The organism is Aliiglaciecola lipolytica (assembly GCF_018860635.1).
Taxonomy (GTDB): domain Bacteria; phylum Pseudomonadota; class Gammaproteobacteria; order Enterobacterales; family Alteromonadaceae; genus Aliiglaciecola; species Aliiglaciecola lipolytica_A.
In genome coordinates this window covers 91226-111453 of sequence record NZ_JAHKPT010000017.1, presented here as the reverse complement: position 1 = coordinate 111453, position 20228 = coordinate 91226, and the positions used below count along the sequence as shown (strand labels likewise).

19 protein-coding genes are annotated in these 20228 nt (G+C 42.4%); 6 read left to right on the top strand and 13 right to left on the bottom strand.

Annotated features, from left to right (window positions below; translation table 11 throughout):
• Nucleotides 1-223: 223 nt before the first annotated feature.
• Nucleotides 224-805 carry a hypothetical protein gene (locus tag KO530_RS07320; protein WP_216047762.1) on the bottom strand — a complete coding sequence of 194 codons (582 nt, stop codon included), beginning with the start codon at nt 803-805 and terminating at the stop codon, nt 224-226.
• Nucleotides 798-1295, bottom strand: a complete 498-nt coding sequence (locus tag KO530_RS07315) for an RNA polymerase sigma factor (protein WP_216047761.1) — start codon at nt 1293-1295, stop codon at nt 798-800. Before KO530_RS07315 ends, KO530_RS07320 begins: the two co-directional genes overlap by 8 nt.
• 216 nt (nt 1296-1511) lie before the next feature.
• Between KO530_RS07315 and KO530_RS07310 the strand changes: the two genes are divergently transcribed.
• Entirely contained in the window at nt 1512-1784 is a 273-nt protein-coding gene (locus KO530_RS07310) for a hypothetical protein (protein ID WP_216047760.1), read from the top strand.
• A gap of 57 nt (nt 1785-1841) precedes the next feature.
• Here the strand turns inward: KO530_RS07310 and KO530_RS07305 are convergent, their stop codons facing one another.
• Entirely contained in the window at nt 1842-2753 is a 912-nt protein-coding gene (locus KO530_RS07305) for a DMT family transporter (protein ID WP_216047759.1), read from the bottom strand.
• Between the two features lie 117 nt (nt 2754-2870).
• Between KO530_RS07305 and KO530_RS07300 the strand changes: the two genes are divergently transcribed.
• Complete coding sequence (locus KO530_RS07300; RefSeq protein ID WP_216047758.1) at nt 2871-4355, top strand: M20 family peptidase; 1485 nt, start codon at nt 2871-2873, stop codon at nt 4353-4355.
• A 279-nt stretch (nt 4356-4634) separates the two neighbouring features.
• Here the strand turns inward: KO530_RS07300 and KO530_RS07295 are convergent, their stop codons facing one another.
• The 10 genes from KO530_RS07295 to KO530_RS07250 all read right to left on the bottom strand — a co-directional run bounded on the left by KO530_RS07295 (nt 4635) and on the right by KO530_RS07250 (nt 15908).
• Nucleotides 4635-5885, bottom strand: coding sequence for a glutamate-5-semialdehyde dehydrogenase (locus KO530_RS07295; protein ID WP_216047757.1), 1251 nt, complete (start codon nt 5883-5885; stop codon nt 4635-4637).
• 17 nt (nt 5886-5902) lie between these two features.
• A complete protein-coding gene (gene proB / locus KO530_RS07290) occupies nt 5903-7000 on the bottom strand; it encodes a glutamate 5-kinase (RefSeq protein ID WP_216047756.1) in 1098 nt (365 codons plus the stop codon).
• Nucleotides 7001-7093: 93 nt separating this feature from the next.
• Nucleotides 7094-7510 carry a hypothetical protein gene (locus KO530_RS07285; RefSeq protein ID WP_216047755.1) on the bottom strand — a complete coding sequence of 139 codons (417 nt, stop codon included), beginning with the start codon at nt 7508-7510 and terminating at the stop codon, nt 7094-7096.
• Between the two features lie 112 nt (nt 7511-7622).
• Nucleotides 7623-7997 carry a TerB family tellurite resistance protein gene (locus KO530_RS07280; RefSeq protein WP_216047754.1) on the bottom strand — a complete coding sequence of 125 codons (375 nt, stop codon included), beginning with the start codon at nt 7995-7997 and terminating at the stop codon, nt 7623-7625.
• A gap of 117 nt (nt 7998-8114) precedes the next feature.
• A complete protein-coding gene (locus KO530_RS07275; RefSeq protein ID WP_216047753.1) occupies nt 8115-9806 on the bottom strand; it encodes a Mur ligase family protein in 1692 nt (563 codons plus the stop codon).
• Nucleotides 9806-12622 (bottom strand): cyanophycin synthetase, encoded by a 2817-nt coding sequence (gene cphA / locus KO530_RS07270; RefSeq protein ID WP_216047752.1) that lies wholly within the window; start codon nt 12620-12622, stop codon nt 9806-9808. Before cphA ends, KO530_RS07275 begins: the two co-directional genes overlap by 1 nt.
• A gap of 203 nt (nt 12623-12825) precedes the next feature.
• The gene (locus KO530_RS07265; protein WP_216047751.1) at nt 12826-13641 is read right to left on the bottom strand and encodes a cyanophycinase; all 816 of its coding nucleotides are present in this window, start codon (nt 13639-13641) and stop codon (nt 12826-12828) included.
• A gap of 2 nt (nt 13642-13643) precedes the next feature.
• On the bottom strand, nt 13644-14813 hold the full coding sequence (gene iadA, locus KO530_RS07260; RefSeq protein WP_216047750.1) for a beta-aspartyl-peptidase: 1170 nt from the start codon (nt 14811-14813) through the stop codon (nt 13644-13646).
• Nucleotides 14814-15048: 235 nt separating this feature from the next.
• Nucleotides 15049-15489, bottom strand: coding sequence for a VOC family protein (locus tag KO530_RS07255; protein ID WP_216047749.1), 441 nt, complete (start codon nt 15487-15489; stop codon nt 15049-15051).
• A gap of 116 nt (nt 15490-15605) precedes the next feature.
• Nucleotides 15606-15908 carry a DUF6482 family protein gene (locus tag KO530_RS07250; protein WP_216047748.1) on the bottom strand — a complete coding sequence of 101 codons (303 nt, stop codon included), beginning with the start codon at nt 15906-15908 and terminating at the stop codon, nt 15606-15608.
• A gap of 386 nt (nt 15909-16294) precedes the next feature.
• Between KO530_RS07250 and KO530_RS07245 the strand changes: the two genes are divergently transcribed.
• The 4 genes from KO530_RS07245 to KO530_RS07230 all read left to right on the top strand — a co-directional run bounded on the left by KO530_RS07245 (nt 16295) and on the right by KO530_RS07230 (nt 20001).
• Nucleotides 16295-17140: a DUF3014 domain-containing protein gene (locus KO530_RS07245; protein WP_216047747.1), complete on the top strand. Its 846-nt coding sequence runs from the start codon at nt 16295-16297 to the stop codon at nt 17138-17140.
• Nucleotides 17141-17176: 36 nt separating this feature from the next.
• Nucleotides 17177-17713 (top strand): DUF1285 domain-containing protein, encoded by a 537-nt coding sequence (locus KO530_RS07240; RefSeq protein ID WP_216047746.1) that lies wholly within the window; start codon nt 17177-17179, stop codon nt 17711-17713.
• A 95-nt stretch (nt 17714-17808) separates the two neighbouring features.
• Nucleotides 17809-19116, top strand: a complete 1308-nt coding sequence (locus tag KO530_RS07235) for a metal-dependent hydrolase family protein (RefSeq protein WP_216047745.1) — start codon at nt 17809-17811, stop codon at nt 19114-19116.
• A gap of 117 nt (nt 19117-19233) precedes the next feature.
• A complete protein-coding gene (locus KO530_RS07230) occupies nt 19234-20001 on the top strand; it encodes a class I SAM-dependent methyltransferase (protein WP_216047744.1) in 768 nt (255 codons plus the stop codon).
• The last annotated feature ends 227 nt before the right edge of the window (nt 20002-20228 follow it).

The window sequence follows — 20228 nt, the reverse complement described above, 5'->3', positions numbered from 1 at the left end:
GCCATGATACAAAAAGCAACGCAGATCGCCTAGGAAAATAATCCGATAATGACGTTCTAAAGTTTATGATTTTTCACAACTTATAGGTAATCAAAGGATTTAACAGATGATTAGCAAAGGGGCTCTTGTCAGCGCCGTTCGACTAGACAATTGCATCAATGAATCACTTTTAGCATATTGATCTCAAGGTTAACCAAGGAAGAGTAAGATTAAATCAATTCCCTCAATGATTCGTCCATTGAGATTCAAACTCAACCAACAGACGTTTAAACTTAAGCTCTCTTTTGTGCATCCATACCCATATCAATGGCATACAAACAAGGTTCAGAATCAGCATTAACTTTGCTTTTCGCAGTAATTCTTGTTGATCAACGAAATCGCCAAAATACGCGATTAGCAAATAACTTATAAAGAACAATGGCGTGAAGTAACAAAGTACTTTGTTGACATAAGCAATTTTAATATTTTGCCGATATTGCAGTTTTACCCGCTCAATAAACTCTGAGGTTGTTGCAGATTCAGATTTAAAGCCCAGAGAGAAGCGTCGCAGCCATACAAGATAAAAGAACCAAACAAAAATAAATAGAAAGATACTCCAAATCCAAATTGTTTCGAAGGTAGACATTTTTCTGGGAAAAAAGAAGAACGCGATTGGCACAGCGATTGTCGCCAGCGCATCCATTAAAATATACAGATATTGCTTCATTCTCATCAACCACCACTGTCGTTTTAGTGATTGCGTGTCGACTTTAACCACATCTTGTTGCTGCCAGATTTTGTCTAAATCAAAGTCGTCATTATTCATGATTGATTGTCTCCATTAAGGATTTTTTGGCGCGATTGAGAATAACCCCCACATTGACTGGACTTATGCCACATACCTCAGCAATTTCTTGGTACCCCAACCCCTCCATTGACATTGTGACTATTTGTCTTGATTGCATGGGTAATTTGCGTACGGCCTTGAGCAATAGAGTGACTTTGGATTGCTCGGCTAATTGGGATTCAGGAGAGGTGTTATTGGTAGAATGGGGGCTTTCGATCTCACAATAACTTTCACTAAAAGGTTGTTTAGCGTGATAAGCAACGTGGGTTACCGCTTTATTGTGAGCAACACGTAATATGTAGGTTTTAAGGCTGCTATTTCCCTTAAAGGCTTTCAAGGATTGCCACACCGCTAAGCTGATTTCTTGCAATAACTCTTGTTGCAAGTGTTGGTTGGCCTCATAGCTTGATGCGACTCGGCTCAGTAGCGGCCCATATTCAGCAACAATGGCATTAAAATCCTTGCTCAACGGTAATTCCTGCAACCTAAATATTTAAAAACTAATGTATTAGTGTGTCGCTTTCAAAAAATATTACAAATATCTGTAATGTTTTTTAAAAGCCCAAGACTAAAGCATTAAACGGTGAATAAAACAGCGTTAAAATGTTAGCCAAAGCGATGGAAGTTTACATATCGCAACGGTCAAACTGAACAAATCATTACCCACTAACAATAGGAAAAGAACATGAGCGGATTAACAATCACATTGCTGGTCTTAGGCAGTATAACCTTATATTTAGCTGCGGCTTGGTTAGATACCAAACATAACTGGAAACTCATTGATTGGTTCAATGGAGATACACAAAATCCATTTAAAACCTCAAAAGAACAGCAATTTAAAACAACTATCAACCATAAAGATCAAGAAATTAAAGACTTAAAAGAACGTATACAAGTGCTCGAAAAAATCGTCACAGAGCCCGCCTATGAGCTCAATAAAAAGATTAATTCCCTTTGAAAACACAAATACCTGCGCAGTTCATCTTGTTAGTGGCTGCGCTATGTTTGTTTATGCCTAATCTTTAATCTGACGAGCCTTAAATGCGGCTATGCTCAGCGGCACTTTCCCCATGGCTATAGCGTTCCCCAGTAACACCACAAGTACACCAATCAAAGCAGGCAATCGCCACTGATAGCCTTCAAATAAAGTGGAAATAAACAACGCGACCAAAGGATACATTAACACCACATAAGCGGCCTTATCTGAGCCAATTTGCTGTACCAGCTTCATATATGCTCCAAATGCTAAGACTGAGCCGAACACCGCTAGAAATAAAAGCGAAAGGTAATAATCAACTGAGCTAGGAAAGACTAATTCAGCGCCATTTAAAAAAGCGTAGCCATACAAAAACACCAACGCATAAGTCATTGCCCAAAAATTCATTTGCAGTACTGGGGTGCCATGGTCAAGTATGCGTTCCGAAATCACGTTACCAAATGCAGCGCAAACAAAGGCAATACAAGCCAGCGTAATCCCAAGGGATAAAAACATATGAGTCTGTGCATGTTCAAATTGCGGCACAAAAATCATCGCCATTCCCAGCAAGCCAAAAGTTGCGCCAAGCACTACCTCTAAACGTATTGGCTTTTTTAAAAATAGACGACGCATAATGACATTAATATAAATAATGCATGAACTCATAAGCGCAACCACTGCGCTCACTAAATATTTCTGACTTTCATATAAAAAGCTGTAGTCGAGGGTGTAAAGGCTTAATCCCACTGCGGCCATCTTTATATGGATATGCATGGGTAATTTCAGTGACAGCTTTTTAAACCAACACACACACCCAAGTAAAATAGAAGCGATAGTAAATCGATACGCGACCGACAATACAGGGTCTACTTCACCTAATTGAAAGGTAATTGCTATCCAAGTTGAGCCCCAAATTAAAGTGCAGCTAATAAAAAGTTGAATATTTGACACTCAAAGGCTCTCATGCAAAATGACTAGGTAGGCATAGTAGCAAAACGTTTTCAAAGCGACTAATAAAGAGTATTCTGTTTAGAAATATTGTTTAAATTGACAAAGGGAATTGAAAAAATGAAAAAGTTGTTAGGTTTGTTAGTATTACTTTTAGTAATCCTCGCTGTGACTTTATGGATTCGTTCAGAAACTGTATTTGAAGATAACCAACTACAAATTAAACAATCGAAACAAGAGTTACCCTTAGATACAGATGCCGCTGTTGCGAGATTTGCCAAAGGCATCCAAATAAAAACAATATCCCACGACGATCCAGCACAATTTAATCCTCAGCCTTTCATTGAATTTAGGCAGCACATCAAACAAAGTTACCCACTTGTGCATCAAGCTTCCCAACAAAAAACATTTAGTGAACATAGCCTGTTATATTATTTTCCTGGCACAGACAACTCTCTCAAACCAGCTCTATTTATGGGCCATATGGATGTAGTTCCAGTAGACGATGCAACCCTAGATAAATGGCAACAACCGCCTTTTAGCGGCGCAGTAGTGGACGATATTATATGGGGAAGAGGCACCATAGACGACAAAGTAACGGTATTTGCGTTGCTGGAATCAATTGAACTGTTATTGCAACAAAATAAGCCTTTTAAACGAGGGATCTATTTAGCATTTGGTCATGATGAAGAAATAGGTGGCAGTCAAGGCGCTGTAAAAATTGCAGAATATTTACAACAACAAGGTGTAGAGTTTGAATTTGTGTTAGATGAAGGGGGCGCCATTACCGACGGTATCATGCCGGGCATAGAACAACCTGTAGCAATTGTTGGCGTTGCCGAAAAGGGATTTGTAAACCTCAGACTAACCGTCAATTCCGAAGGTGGGCATTCTTCGCAACCACCAGAACACACAGCATTAGGTATATTGAGTGAAGCCATTGTCAAAGTCGAAAATGCCCAATTTGATACCGATTTAACATTTAGCAAAATGACCTTTGATGCGGTTGCTACGCACGCACCACTGAGCAGTCGTTTACCTATGGCTAATTTGTGGTTATTAGAACCTGTTGTAAGCAATGTAATGCTAAAAACACCATCAAGTGCCGCAAGCATCCGCACAACTATTGCAGCAACCATGGCCAGCGGCAGCTCCAAATCTAATATTCTGCCCTCTCAAGCGTCAGCAGTGATTAATTTTCGAATACTGCCTGGAGATAGCATTGAAAGTGTTAAACAACATGTTATCAGTGCCATTGATGACGAACGCGTATTGATTAGCGACTTTATGGGCATTAACCCTTCAGGGGTTTCACCCACAGATAGCGTTGGTTTTAAGTTAATCGAAAAGCATATACGTCAGCTCGATAACGATGTACTAGTGGCGCCCTATTTAGTCGTTGGCGGTACAGACTCACGCTATTTCACAAGTCTGTCAGATAACGTTTATCGTTTTATGATGGTGCGCTTAAATCCAGAAGGTTTAACACGCTTTCACGGCATAAATGAACAACTACCAGTGCAAGATTATCTCAATGCGATTAGTTTTTTCCATGCAATGCTGCAAGAAACCAGTGGCATCGAAATGCCGCAAAGTAGCCATTAAGAGTAAGCCAAGGCTATAAATAGGAATAGACTAAATAGAAAAGCGGCGCGCAAATTAACCACCCTACAAAAGTGCATTTGAAAAAGCCATCACACGGCGCATCAAAGGTAAAAGATGTAGGTTGTTGCCGCGTTTCAGGAAAAGGTTTTAGCAGTCGATAGAGTTTGAAGAATCCCAATCCTACTAGGATTGGGACTACTACAATGGCAATAATGAATAGCACAAACATCCAAGTTTCAGGTGAGTTCCTGTGCATGCTAGATACTCAAAAACGCTATATTAACCGCGGATTTCACCGTCACCATAAACCACAAACTTTTCAGTGGTTAAGGATTCGGCCCCCATTGGTCCATAAGCATGCAATTTACTGGTAGAAATACCAATTTCCGCGCCTAAACCTAATTCACCACCATCTGAAAAGCGTGAAGACGCATTGGCCATAACAACAGCTGAGTCGACAATCCGAATAAACTCATTGGCCGCAGAATAATCTTGGGTCACTATCACTTCAGTGTGCCCAGAACCGTATAAACCTATATGCTCAATCGCTTTATCAAAATCTTCCACTACGCGCACTGCAATCTCCAGCGCTAAATACTCGGCATGCCAATCATCCACAGTGGCTGCTTCGGCATCTTTAAAATAACCGATGCTATTTTCACAGGCATGCACTTTCACTTTATGCTCAGACAACATTTTGGCGGCCATTGGTAAAAAGGTGTCGGCGACAGATTGGTGCACCAGTAAGGTTTCTAGGGAATTGCACACGCTAGTGCGCTGGGTTTTGCCATTTTCGAGAAGCGATAAACCTTTGTTTAAATCTGCTTGTTTATCAATATATAAATGACAAACACCTTTAAAGTGTTGAATAACCGGAATACGACTATTTTCAGTAACAAAACGGATTAAACCTTCTCCGCCTCGGGGAATAATCAAATCGATAGAATCATTTAACGTCATCAATTCATTCATTACACTGCGGTCGGTATTGGGGACAACCACCACCACATTCGGGTCTAATTGATGTTTTTCTAACGCCACCTGAATGCATTTTGCCAATGCCAGATTTGAATGAATCGCTTCTTTACCACCACGTAATATCACCCCATTACCGGCCTTAAGACACAATGCCGCGGCATCAATTGTCACATTCGGACGAGACTCATAAATCATTGCTATTACACCCAAAGGGATACGCATTTTACCGACGCGAATTCCACTTGGACGTTGTTGGACATGGCTAATTTCCCCCACAGGATCAGCTTGTTGAACGATTTCAAGTACCGCGCTGCGAATGGCTTCCAGCCGCTCTTCGGTTAAGCGTAAGCGATCTTGCATAGATGCATCGATTTGATTTTCCTGGGCTGCATCCAGATCTTTTTGGTTAGCACTTAAAATCTGCTCTTTTTGCACAATCAGTTGATCGGCTATTTCTGTCAGCAGGGCATTTTTTGCCTGACTTCCTAAAGACGAATAAGCTCGTGCTGCTTTTTTTGCTGCCACTGCTGCTGCAGCGATTGAAAATGTCATATAAATTTACTCACTTTTTATAACAGAACCATATCATCTCTGTGCACCACAGCTTCGCCAAAAGTATAACCTAGAACACTTTCGATTTTGCTGCTTCGCATCCCTTTTATACTGTTCAAATCAGATGAATTATACAATGCCAAACCCTTGGCAAGTGCGTTATTTTGATACTCGATGGTTACTGCATCGCCGGAACTGAACTGACCAATCACGTCGACGATGCCACTAGGCAACAAGGAAGCTCCTTTGTTAAGAATGGCCGTTTTAGCGCCCGAGTCAATGACAATTTTGCCACCACTTTTTAAGGTATGTTTTAACCATTGACGCCGCGCATTTTCCCGACTTGCAACAGGAATAAAACGTGTACCTTGGATCTTTCCGTCTAATAGTTGATCAAACACTTCGCCTTTTTGACCGTTAACTATTAGGGTTTGAATACCACTTTGTGTGCACTTTTGAGCAGCCTGGAGTTTGGTTATCATTCCACCTGTGCCCATTTTTGTGCCCGCGCCACCAGCTAAAGCAAACGTATTATCATCGATACAAGGTACTTCTGATATCAATTTAGCATCAGGGTTTGCACGGGGATCTTGATCATATAGGCCGTCAACGTCTGAACAGATAATCAAAGTGTCCGCTTGGGCGATAAGTGCTGTATAAGCCCCTAAATTATCGTTATCACCTACTTTGAGCTCATTCACTGCCACTGTGTCATTTTCGTTCACAATCGGCAAAGCTTGATGATTCAACAACTCGCGTAATGTATTTTTTATATTTACATAGCGAGTTCGGCTATGTAAGTCGTCGTAAGTTAACAATAACTGGGCACAGGGAAAATCAAAAAAGCGCGACCAGTTAGACATCATCTGCATTTGCCCGATGGATGCCATTGCCTGTTTTTCAGCAATAGACGGGGGATGATGAATAGGAATACTGCCGCGACCAGCAGCAACACTGCCAGAAGAAACCAAAATAACTTCTTTGCCCTGTTCTCGGCTTGCGGTAATAAAACGCGCGATTGCCAATAAATAACGTCCACTGCAATGCTGACCATCAGGCGCAATCAATGCGCTACCGACTTTTATAACAGCACGCTGCCACTCAAACTCATGCATCAGTTTTCTCTACTTAAATAATTATTCGTAGATTACGACAATTCACAAACTAAACAAGGCATTGGGGTTATAAGTTATGGAAAAATAGGAGGGTTAATCTTTAGCAGCCTTAGCTAACTGTTGTTTTAACCAAATTTCTGCGGTATCAACATCATCAAAAAACTCATAATGTTCCCCAGCGTTTTGATAAATCTCACCAATATGTTGTTTGGCGAAATTGGGTGAATCACAATCATTAACTAAAATTGCAGTGGCGATTCTATTCCGCTGCTTTTCAGCTCGTACAATCTCCGATAAGCGTTGCCCTGCGGCGTGCACATAGATACATTCGCCGTGCATAATGACAAGAACCGCCCAAGGTTCCTGAGCAAGCAGTTCGATCATTGGATCAGCTTCCTCACCAGATTCATCTAGTGATTCAAGATTCCAAGGACCAGTTCCCTCTAGTCGTAAGATTCGATCTTTGACGAACAAATCTAACGTACCGTGGGCCTCAAACATTCTATGCACAATTACGCCTATGCGGTTAATTTTATACCCGTTAGTCGAGTATATTTATTTTTTACCATTGATGCCAACATTTTAAGGATATACCTAATATCTCGATTAACTACTCTGACCTTTAATTAATATCGTTTTTATCCAAAAATTTGGCTAATACTCTCAGTTTAAGATAATCAAGAATCTCTTGTTCCTGATCTGCAATTTCACCATCGATAAGGCATATACCTTGAGCGAGCGCTAAGGCCTTTTTAGCATTAAAGGATAAGGGGTCCTTCAATGACATAACAAATTGTTTTGCTTCGCCATTTTCTACGACCTCTCTGACTTGATGAATGGATTGGCGCTGGAACTCTTCCATATCCTCCTCACCTTGCCAGTTAATGTGGTGAAATATAGAGTCGTAATAATCTTGTTCAGATAGGGTGATTTTGCCATCTATACGATAGAGCAACATACACAACTTTAATAACGCTTCATTGAAAGACTGTTCCATTTCAACTTTTACTCCAATTCATAATAAGAGTTTAATCTGCACTATTAAGGGGAGTGCACTTATGAGTAGAAGATGAAATGGGGACTAAATCTGTTTTTCCAATTCAGTTGAAAACTGTTAACTAGTATTTTTCTGCAGTAATTGATCTATCTGTTCACGTTGGTCAAGACAAAACAACACAACCACATCACCAGGTGATGATATCTGCAGTGCCAGTTTAGCCCCAGCCAAAGGTGAATCAACGCAGTCAATTATTGATTCATCAACACCTTTTTGCTGCAAATGTTTAGCAACGAGATCGAGCAGCTCTTTTGGTTGCCTGCCCCGTAAATATCGCTCTAATTCTGCGACTATGTAACGGTCGGCCTGCAATTTATAAATTTCATCGCTAAGCTCTTTAATATCCGCATCAGCTCTATCGCCAGCGTTACTGAACATAACAATATAGCGCTTTGCAGGGATGTGTTTTGCCGTGTTAATCATGGCTTTAACACTATGCGCATTATGCGCAAAATCGACCATTACTGTTGAGCCGTTATATGTATATAAATTGCCCCGTCCAGGATTATCCTTGGCTGAGCTACCAAAGCGCATTAAACCTTGCTTGATGGCTTGCAGTGGAATGTGTAAAGCCATACTCAGACCAATCACCCCCAAGGCGTTTTGGATATTGTGCTGAGCAGCCCCTTGCATAGTCATTGGAATTGACTTTACCTCTGCAATAGGGACAGGCGTTCCATCGGCTTGCATATACACAAATTGCTCATTATCGACAAATACACAAGGCAAACCAGCCTGCTGACTTTGCAGAATCAGAGGGTGTTTTGCATCTTCACTGAACCAACAAATTCGACAACTAACCTGCTTAGCTTGCTCAACCACCAATTTATTATCAGCATTGAGAACTAAAGTCCCAGAATTATCTAAGCCTTTCGCCACCACAAACTTTACTTCGGCCAATTCTTCAACCGTATTAATACCGTATTGTCCAAGATGGTCACTGGCAACATTGGTAATAAGCGCGGCATCCACATTATCGATTGGGATCCCGCGGCGTAAAATACCGCCCCTAGCTACTTCTAAAAAGGCCATCTCAGTGCGTTTGTCTCGCAACAGCATTCTTGCTCCACCAGGGCCCGAATAATCACCTTTATCAATAATTTCATCACCCACTTTGATAAAGTCAGTGGAAGTCACACCGGCACAAATTCCCGCCGCTTTAGCGATCTCGCTAGCCAATCGTACACTCGTTGATTTGCCATTGGTGCCGGTGATAAATGCACGGGGAATATCTTTGTATTGTTGCCAATCCAACGTTGCGCTTTGCGGCAGTTCAGCAATCGGCCAAACGTCAACCGTTGGCCCAGTGCCTAGACTAAATTCGTCGTCATCACTAATAGCAGTAACATTATGAGCATGGGCTTGAGCCATGAGATTTAACAACTCAGAATTTTGCTCCTGATTAAGCGTAATTTGCAATTGTTTAACTCGACTAGGCAAATCAATTTCTGGTTGCTGACAAAGTTGTGAAACGGTTAACTCCCAAGCAAGCTCAGCTAGGTCACATGCAGTATAAAGTGCATCCATAGGGGCGCTAAGTGCCATACTCGCACCGCCGGTGTAAAGCCGAAATGTATAGGTCTGCTGCCAGTTTATTTGCGGCAACAACTTATCGACCCAACTCTGCCAAGTGTTGATAACAAGATGACTATCAATGTCGTCGATAAAAACGTCTAAGATAGCCCCAGGTTTATCCCACAATAAGTTGGGACCGGTCAGTCGTCTGACTTCATCTAGCTCTAAACGCATTAATCTGAATCTTCATCACGTTCAACGACTAAGCGCACACCTCTTTCATCTTGAACGAGGGTTTGACCAGCATCGAGTTCAAATTTGTGTTCGACAGGTTCAAACAGTTTTTCCGGATAGTCACGAGAGGGCACTTCATCTTTTTGGGTCAAGTCACGATCCGCTTGGAAATGCACAATTTGTTTCCAGCAACGGGTAATGTTGTCGCCAAGAATAATCAACAAATCGCCTTTTTGACAATCAGCTAAAGCCTTATCGATAGCGTCTTTTTCAGACGGAATCACTTGTATATCGTCGTCAGACAATCCCTGTTCTAAATAGGTTTTGCGCAACAACTCTGGTATTTCATCATGACCTCGGCCACGACGATCATCGTCCGCTTTACAAACGATAGCATCGAAACCTTTGGCTGTAATAGTGGCCGCTTCAATCACGTCTTCATCCCGTCTATCACCCGGCATTGCAATAACCAATCGACGTTTTCCGGTGACATCTAAGCGCATCGCTAAATCGGTGATAGTTTGAATCGCCGCAGGATTGTGCGCGTAGTCCAAAATCACTTTAAACGGATGTTCGTCATAAATATTGAGACGGCCAGGCGCTTGATAGAATGAGGTATTGAAGATACGTAACCCTTGGCGAATATCTTCCAGTGAAGTGTTAAAACAATATGCCATTGCAGTCGCGAACATAGCATTTTGCACGTTATGCATTGCTTTGCCTTCAATGGTCGCAGGAATAAGGTGAGTCCATAACAGCGGGATATGTGAGCCCTTATCGTAAATGGTGATCATGTCACCATTAATACCTTTTTCCAAAACCACAGCCAAACCACCACTGCGGATATGCTCCCGCACCAAACCATGGCCAGAATCAGTGGTCACATAACAAATGCGCTTCGCGGTACAAAAGTCTGCCATTTCTAAACAGTGTCTATCATCTGCGTTAAGTACCACACAGTCTTTTGCCACTTCCACAACCACACGCTTAATCTGGGCAAGCTGCTCTAATGTGTCTATACCCCGCTGACCTAAGTGGTCGGCGCTGATATTCAAACAAGCACCCACATCACATTCGCTGTAACCAAGACCACGTTTGAGTATGCCCCCTCGCGCGGTTTCCATTATCGCGAAATCAACACTAGGGTCGCGCAACACAATTTGTGCTGAGGTGGGACCTGTCATATCCCCTTTTACGGTTAAATGACCGTCAATATACACCCCATCTGTCGAGGTCATTCCTGTGGTATAACCAACACTCTTCATTATGCTAGCTAACATGCGAGAAGTGGTGGTTTTACCGTTAGTTCCGGTAATTGCGGCAATTGGTATGCTTGAATGGGCACCAGGAGGAAACAACATATCCATCACTTTACCAGACACATCCCTAGGCGTGCCTTCACTAGGAGCAACATGCATTCTGAAGCCAGGCGCGGCGTTACATTCACAAATGCCGCCGCCAATTTCTTTATATGATTTACTGATATCATCAGTAAGGAAATCAACACCACCAATATCTAAGCCGATGGCTTTTATCGCCCGTACTGCCATATCTCGGTTGTCTGGGTGCACAGAATCTGTGACATCGATGGCTGTGCCGCCGGTAGATAGATTTGCCGTTGAGCGTAAGTAAAATTCCTGCCCTTCTTGCAACACCGTATTTTTGTCATATCCGGCTTCCGCTAATAAACGTTCAGCTTGATTATCCAATTCTAATCGGGTCAAAACTTTTTCATGACCTATACCGCGACGGGGATCTTTGTTCACAATATCCACCAGCTCTTCAATCGTGCTGCTGCCATCTCCCACCACATGACCTGGAACCCGTTTAGCCACCGCCACTAACTCGTCATTCACCACCAACATACGGTGATCAAAACCAGTTAAATAACTTTCCACCAGCACTGCTCGGCTAGTACCAAATTTCTGGGCTTCATTAAATGCGGTTACCACTTCCTCATCGCTAGTGAGGTTGATGCTGACGCCTCTGCCATGATTAGCATTAAGCGGCTTAATCACCACAGGGAAACCAATTCGGTTGGCCGCACGCACCGCTTGTCGTTCACTATAAATCATCAACTGTTGAGGTACAGGCAGACCTAAGTCATTTAAAAGATTGTGGGTGTCTTCTTTGTCGCAAGAAATTTCAACGGCGATATGTTTTGTTTCACTGGTGATAGTAGCTTGAATACGCTTTTGATATTTGCCGTGACCAAATTGCACTAAGCTGTAATTGTTTAAACGTAACCAAGGAATATCACGCTCTTCGGCAGCTTTAACCAAACTACCGGTACTAGGACCAAATTCTTTCTTCTGTGCCATACGCACGAAATCTTGAAGCTCTTGGCTGAAATCAAAATCATCATCAATATCGGCATCAATCGCAGACTGTACATTTTTAGGTAAAAGGTGAGTAAGTAGTCGCATACCCAAAGAGCCAGCCTCTAAACCAACGTCTTGTTGTTTGTATTGATACACAACGTTGTAGCAACCGGGTTTATCTAAACTACGAGTGCGACCAAAGCCCACAGGAGATCCCGCTAAGTTTTGTAACTCAAGGGCGACGTGTTCCCAAATATGTCCCATCCAAGTGCCTTCGTCATCGCGCAAACGACGGATAAAACCACCTTCTTCCTGGTAAGAACAACCGTGGCTGTGCAAACTTGGAATCGCATTGATTAAGCCATTGATGAAATCCTCACCTAATTTTACTGAAGGCCAATTCTCCAACTCGCCTAAATCGATTTGATATCGAATAACAGGAAAATTAGCGTAAACATTTGGGCCGACATAAACGTTTCTACTGAGGATCTTCATATATTTGGGCTTCCTTGTGTAAGTTGCTCTAAAACTATTAACAACACGCTAAACGTGAATCACATTGATGAAAGGAGAGTGAAAACAATACTACAAGTAACGGACTTAAGATAAGGATGTTTTAGCTTATAGAATTGTAGTAACTAGGCTATATAAAAACAGTGGTATTCGCCACTGTTTTTATATTCAGCATAAATGGAGGATTAAGCGAATGCTTGGCGCGTACTGATATTGTAACGACTGCCCGATGCGAGGATATGCACCTTTAAATTAAGTAAGGTCAAAGCATCACCTCTGCGTGCTTCAGCCATTGACGAATATTCGATATCCGCAGGGTCAACAACGGTTATTGCACCACTGCCTACCACTGTAAATTCATTATTCTCATCAATAAATGCGGCGGTATCTTCGTCTAATCCAATACCCACTAAAAACGGATTATAGGAAACAGCACTTAGCAAACGCGATAAACGATTGCGTTCATTAAAGTGTTGATCCACCACTACCGTGTTGATCAAGCCCATACCAGGCGCTAAATTCACCCCATCTTCAGTGGGCACAATACCAGTACTGCCACCGGTAATCATGTGTTGTGACACTATTGCCGCACCCGCAGAGGTGCCAGCTACATGCACACCTTTGGCATTAATTTGACGAATCGTCTTAGCAATGGGAGTACCACCTAATATGGTCGACAAACGCAATTGATTGCCGCCGGTGATAAACACAGCCGTGCATTTTAAAAGTTGTTCAACATAATCAGGGTTTTGCGCATCAGCGCGCTCGCGAATAGGTAATGAAATAGTTTTACCCGCACCTAGTTGGTGAAATAAGTTTTCATATCGTTCGCCGGTATCATCTAGTTGAGAAGCCGTTGGAATCACGCAGATCACTGCATCTGCACCCCCAGCGAGCTCAACAAATTTTGTCAGTATTTCAGGGTTATCTATTTTCTCTTCGGCGCCGCCGATGGGGATTACATAACCACGTTGCTGCCCTTCAATATTAGGAGACGGCATATTCAATCCTCAAACGTACCTTTTTTTACAAAAGATTTATCAAAAATGTGCCACACACCAAGTGCCATGACATGGCTGATGCGGGACGAATCGTCAAGTATAACAAGATCTGCGTCAAACCCAGCGTGTATCTTGCCTTTTTTATGAAAATTCATCAAAGAAGCCACATTTGAGCTGAAAAATGGCAGGCAGTCTTGCAGCGGCACACCATTATCGAGCAGTTCATATAGCACTTGGGTCATCGATTCTGAGTTGGCGAAGTCCATTTTGGTTAAATGTCCTTGTTTATCAAAACACGGTAAACAGCCACCGCCGTCAGAACTAATGGTGAGTTTGTCGTTTGGAAAGTCACTGGCGAGATATCGACTTAGCGCGTCCGCAGGTTCATAACCCTCACCATCGGTTTCAAATGCAGTTACGTCAATCCAACAACCTTGTTTGGTTAGCTCACAAGCCTCTTCAAACAAAAACCGCTGTCGATTTACATGGGTTGGATTAAATGTTCTGGCCGGTATTTCTGAGCCTGATAACGCTTCTCGTACCAAACTCAAGCCACGTTCGCCGTCACCTAAATGCAAATGCACAGTACCGGCCTTACCAGTCATTAATCTTGCCACATGGGCTTCAGAAGCGACTTTTAACAGTTCATTAAGGGTTGGTTGACTAGAGCGATGGTCGCTGATGGCTAATTCACCCACCGCCACTATGGGATCAACAAACACGATATCGGTTTTAATGGAACCGGTTAAGGTAGTGGGCGGTAAATGATAGCCCCCAGTGTAACAATAAGCAGATAAACCTTCCTCACGCAGACCGTACACCTGAGCAACCAAAGACTCAGTGCTGCGCGTTGTATCATCAGTACCTAAGAGTCCAACGGCCGTAGTAACACCTGCGCGGGTAAATTGGCTCAGAGGAACCGGTGGCACACGGGTGGCAAATCCAGCTTCACCGCCACCACCGGTAATGTGAGTGTGCGCATCTATTAAGCCTGGAATGACAGTCGCTCCTTGCAAATCGAGCTGCTGAACATCAAGTTGAGAATCAAGCTTAGGCAGACTATCGAAAATCTGTAAAATCCGTCCACCACCAACTAAAAGATGCCGAATTCCAAGGGCTTGGGGGGCAAAAAGGTTGGCATTTTTCAGTAGAATTAATGACTGCTTGTTCAACCCGATCTCCAAATAAAGTGTTGATGCCTAAAACTGGTGTTTTAGGGCTAAATCGTAAAAATCGGATTATACACTAGCTATAAGCGATAGTTTATCTCAGCCATAGAATTACTAGACATTTTACCGGATCGTAAGCCCCCTTGGTTTTGTAACCTGGCCTTTAGGCCATGGAAAGGTTCATTGTGCAAGCGGGCCTAAAGCACCCGCCTACAGGGAACGCTTTGTTAACGAATAATTACCACTCGCCGGTATTTTCCATCGATGCCCAAGGCTCTTGAGGGGCAAGAGCCTTACCTCGTTGCAGTAATTCAATGGAAATATTATCCGGTGAACGCACAAAGGCCATATGACCGTCTCTAGGCGGACGATTGATAACCACACCGGCATCACTTAGTTTCTGACATAAACCATAAATGTCATCAACCAAAAACGCTAGGTGTCCAAAGTTTCTGCCACCAGTGTAAGTTTCTGGATCCCAATTATAAGTCAGTTCCACTAAAGGAGCGTCATCTTTCTCTGCACGCTCTGCGTCTTCGGGAGCGGCTAAATAAACCAAAGTAAACCGACCTTTCTCATTTTCGATTCGCTTGCTTTCTTGCAAACCTAATTGCTCACAATAGAATTTTAAAGATGCATCTAAGTCTGCGACTCGCACCATAGTATGTAGAAATTGCATGAAAAACTTGCCTCTTGGGTAACGTTAAGCTTGTGTTTAATAACACCAATCTAGACAATATTGTCATTATTAACCGGCACCTCTAGTATGGTGGGTGATTTTAATTATTCAATCCTTTAGAGGGGTTGTTGCAAAGAAAATGGCAGTTTTAAACTCGCGCCTGTTTTAGCTGGATTACCGATCATTTCGTCATAAGGCGAGTCATGCACCATAACTGCCTGCAACACATCAATATCTGCAAAAGCCTCGCGAACTTGTTGAGTGCTATTAAAACGCATTAATTCGTTGCCGTTGTATAACATGCCTTGCTCATTACCAATCCGTAATTTAAGTAAATAAATACTCATTTCAAACGATTGTAATTCAAGTTCATCTATACTTTGGTTTTGGCTTATCAATTGTTGATATTCGAATTTCATCTGCACTTCTCGACTAATGACAACTCTAGCGTGGTTTAGGATATTTACGTTTAATCAGCAGATTTAGTTCATAGTCGCGAATAACGCTCAGTCGACTCTACAATTGATTGAACAACAAGCCCTTGTTTTTGATTGTTATATCCCAATCAAAATAGTAGAAACAAATAGTGACATGAGATTTGGAAGTAGTAGTATCTAAGAAGTGTTTATCTTTATCTGTATTTTTTAGTAAATGTCTGCCACTTAAAAGGAAGGCAATTACTTTAGCCGCTGAACAAATTGGCTGAAATAGATAAACAATTTACAGACTATTATTAAAAAAATTCAACGATTTGCTTCCTAGCTTGTCATAATATTATCTAGTTGCGTGTAATTTAGGAAAGAAAATGACTGACGAATCAAACCCCAAATCCATTAAGCCGCACATTATTCTAGCTGTGATTGTGATCTGTGTTGCAGTCATAGGTTATTTTGCTTTAAGCGGCAGTAATGAAACCGAAGAAGTCCCTGAGCCGATAATTGAAGCTCCCATTCCAGATCCAATCATTGACGAAAATGAGCAACAGCAATTCGACGAGTACGCTGTAGAAGACGAAGCTGAAATGATCGAAGAAGAACCTGTGCTTGTGGATTTACCGCCACCTGAACCGATTCCAGAGCCACTCGATACCAGCGATGCAGCGGTTAAAACATCGATTATTAGTTTAGCCAATTATGAAGCTGCGGCGAGTTTACTGGTAAATGATGACTTGCTTAGACGTTTTGTGGTTATGACCGAAAACGCTGCCAATCATAATATTGCGACTAATCATCAAGTAATAGTGCCGCCGGAACAAAAGTTTCGGGTGTATGAGCAATCTGATAAAAGTTTTATCGATGCAGCCAGTTTCAAACGGTACACGCCCTATGTAGAAACCTTAGATTCTATGGATACAGATTCGTTGATATCACTATACGAAACCTATAAACCGTCAATTACAGATATTTACGCTGAAATTGGCGATCCTGATGACGACTTTACCTTTGTATTAATGGATGCAATCAATCATCTGCTGGATACCCCAGAAGTTCCTGTGCCCATCGAAGTTTATACTGATAGTGTGATGTACAAGTTTGCCGATGACCGTTTAGAAAGTTTAACCGCCGTGCAGAAGCAACTGCTGCGCACAGGGCCAGAAAACATGCGTCGCATCAAAGCAAAATTGCGCGAAGTCAGAGATGCGTTGCAATAACAGCAATTCCACTAGGATGATTAAGGCTAGTATCTAATGGACTTATCTAAGCTACAAAGCCAACTTGCTCAGCAGCAGGGCAAAATACCGCCAGTAGAAAAGTGGAATCCAGATTTTTGTGGTGATATTGATATTCACATCAAGCATGATGGAAGCTGGTTTTATATGGGCACGCCCATTGGACGTAAACCACTAGTGAAATTGTTTGCTAGTGTTTTACGCAAAGACCAAGACGAATATTTCTTGGTCACGCCCGTGGAAAAAGTACGCATTAAAGTCGATGACGTGCCCTTCATTATCACTCAGTGGGACAAACAAGACGATTTACTCACCTTTAGCACACAAACTGACGATAGTTTTGTGGTCAGCACCGACAACCCAGTTGAAATACGCCAAGACGCAACGACTCAAGCAATGCTTCCTTATGTCAAAGTAAGACGTAACCTTTGGGCTCGCCTACATCAAAACGTATATTACCAACTTATCGAAATAGCCGAAGAAGTGGCCATAGATGGCAAGCAACAATTGCAACTTAGCAGCGGCGAATACACCTTTACTTTAGGCACATTTTAAACAAAAGTTTACAGTTGTTTAAGACGCTATTTTTGACCTGCTAAACAAATTAACCTAATGTTGATAACTCTTACAATATTGGCAGGGACTCCTTGATGATTAGCCGTAAATCTTTATTTTTAAAAACATCTTTTCTACTTATTACCACCGCGATAGTGAACGTTAGCCATGCCGCAACCATTATTCATGCTGGCAAGCTGATTGCTGCGGATAATAACGACGTTCAAAACAAAGTATCAGTGATTGTTGAGGGCAATAAAATTAGCCGCATCGAAAAAGGCTTCACCCCAGCAGGTGATAATGATGAAATCATAGATCTTTCAGAGTACACGCTAATGCCCGGCTTGATGGACATGCATACCCATATCAGCAGTCAATTTGAAGGCCCTAGTACCTACATGGAACCCTTTGTTTTAAATGAAGCAGATTTTGCGATTAAAGCCGTGGTCAATGCCAAGAAAACCCTAGATGCAGGTTTTACTACCGTGCGTAATTTAGGAGACGGCTACAATGAAACCATAGCACTGCGTAAAGCTATCGATAGTGGCAAAGTCCCCGGTCCAAGAATATTCACCGCAGGTCAGTCGATTGCCACTACTGGTGGACACGCCGATTCGACCAATGGGCAAGCAAAAATAATTCGCCGCGATCTAGGCCCAGAAGAAGGTGTTATCAATGGTGTAGCAGAAGCCAGAAAAGCGGTTAGACAGCGCTATAAAGACGGTGCAGACTTGATTAAGATTACTGCCACCGGTGGCGTTTTATCAGTGGCTAAAAGTGGCCAAAACCCACAATTTATGGATGATGAACTACAAGCAATTGTCGACACCGCAAAAGACTATGGCATGACAGTCGCCGTGCATGCCCACGGCAAAGAAGGTATGCGCCGCGCTATTTTGGCCGGTGTTTCGTCCATCGAGCACGGTACTTACATGGATAAAGAAATCTTCAAACTGATGAAGAAACACGATATTTATTATGTACCTACTATTATGGCTGGAAATTGGGTGGCAGAAAAAGCCAAAATTGACGGTTTCTTTCCTGATTTAGTGCGTCCTAAAGCCGCTAAAATAGGTCCACTAATTAAGGCAACCCTTGCAAACGCATATAAATCAGGGGTCAACATTGCTTTTGGAACAGACTCTGGGGTTTCGGCCCATGGTGATAATGGACTTGAGTTTGTGCTTATGGTCGATGCTGGAATGAAGCCCATAGAAGTAATTCGAAGCGCGACCTATCATGGCGCGAAGTTGCTCAATGAATTAGACACCTTAGGCACGATAGAAGCAGGTAAGTTTGCTGATATGGTTGCCGTACATGGTGATCCGTTAAATGACATAAAAGAGATGCAAGATATCGATTTTGTTATGAAAAACGGGGAAGTTTTTGTACATAAACAGTAATCTCGGGCATCTTTTTCAATCTTCTGGAATGAAATTTGGTTATGCTCGGGTCTCTAATTATAAGTAACAATAAAACCGTAAACCACTAAGTAATCAAACATATACATGGAGAAAAGAATGAAATTACGTTCAACAGCTATTGCTTTGCTTACCACCCTTGGGTTAACTGCAAGCCTACCTTCTATGGCAGCGCATCACGAAGTTGGTGATTTAATTAAGTCAGCTATGGCATCAGATGTCAGAACTGAGGCAGAGAAGGAACGGGACCGCAACAGAAAGCCTGTTGAAACATTGGAATTTTTCGGTCTTGAAGCTGATATGCGTATTCTTGAATTGTTGCCTGGCGGCGGTTGGTATACAAAAATACTTGCGCCAGTAGTGCGTGACAAAGGCGAATATTATGCTGCGATTGGGACTGGCAATATTAAAGAGTCCCTTAGTAATCAGCCTGGTTTCGACAAAATGAACATTGTCGCTGAAGAAGCAAAACTGTATCGTAAAGACGGGGCACGGTTCTATTCATTAGATTTAGATTCGTTCGGCGTGAAAGATCTCGATATGGTATTAACCTTCAGAAACTACCACAACTTCTCTGAAGAAGGCCGTAAAGCTATGAACGTTGCCGCATTTGAAGCACTGAAGCCAGGTGGTATTTATGCGGTTGTCGATCATACTGCACGACACATGGAGCCAGCAAACAGTTCAAATGGTAGACGTGTTGACCCAGTTTTAGCCATCAAAGAAATTATCGAAGCTGGGTTTGAATTTGTTGATTACAGCGACCTTCACTACCGCGAAGACGATGAACTAGAATATGAAGTAGGTGCAAAATCAGTAACCGGTAATACCGACCGCTGGACGATTAAATTCCGCAAACCGGAATAATTTCAGTACCAATCTCAAAAATGCAATATCTGTTGTAGGCGGGTGTTTTAACCCCGCGCAATTGTGCGATATTCCATGGCCTTAAGGCCGTGCTACGGGGAATGTCTCTTGTAGGCGGGTGTTTTAACCCCGTGCAATTGTGCGATCTCCCATGGCCTAAAGGCCATGCTACGGGAGCAATGTCTCTTGTAGGTGGGTGTTTTAGCGCCGTGCCATTGTGCGATATT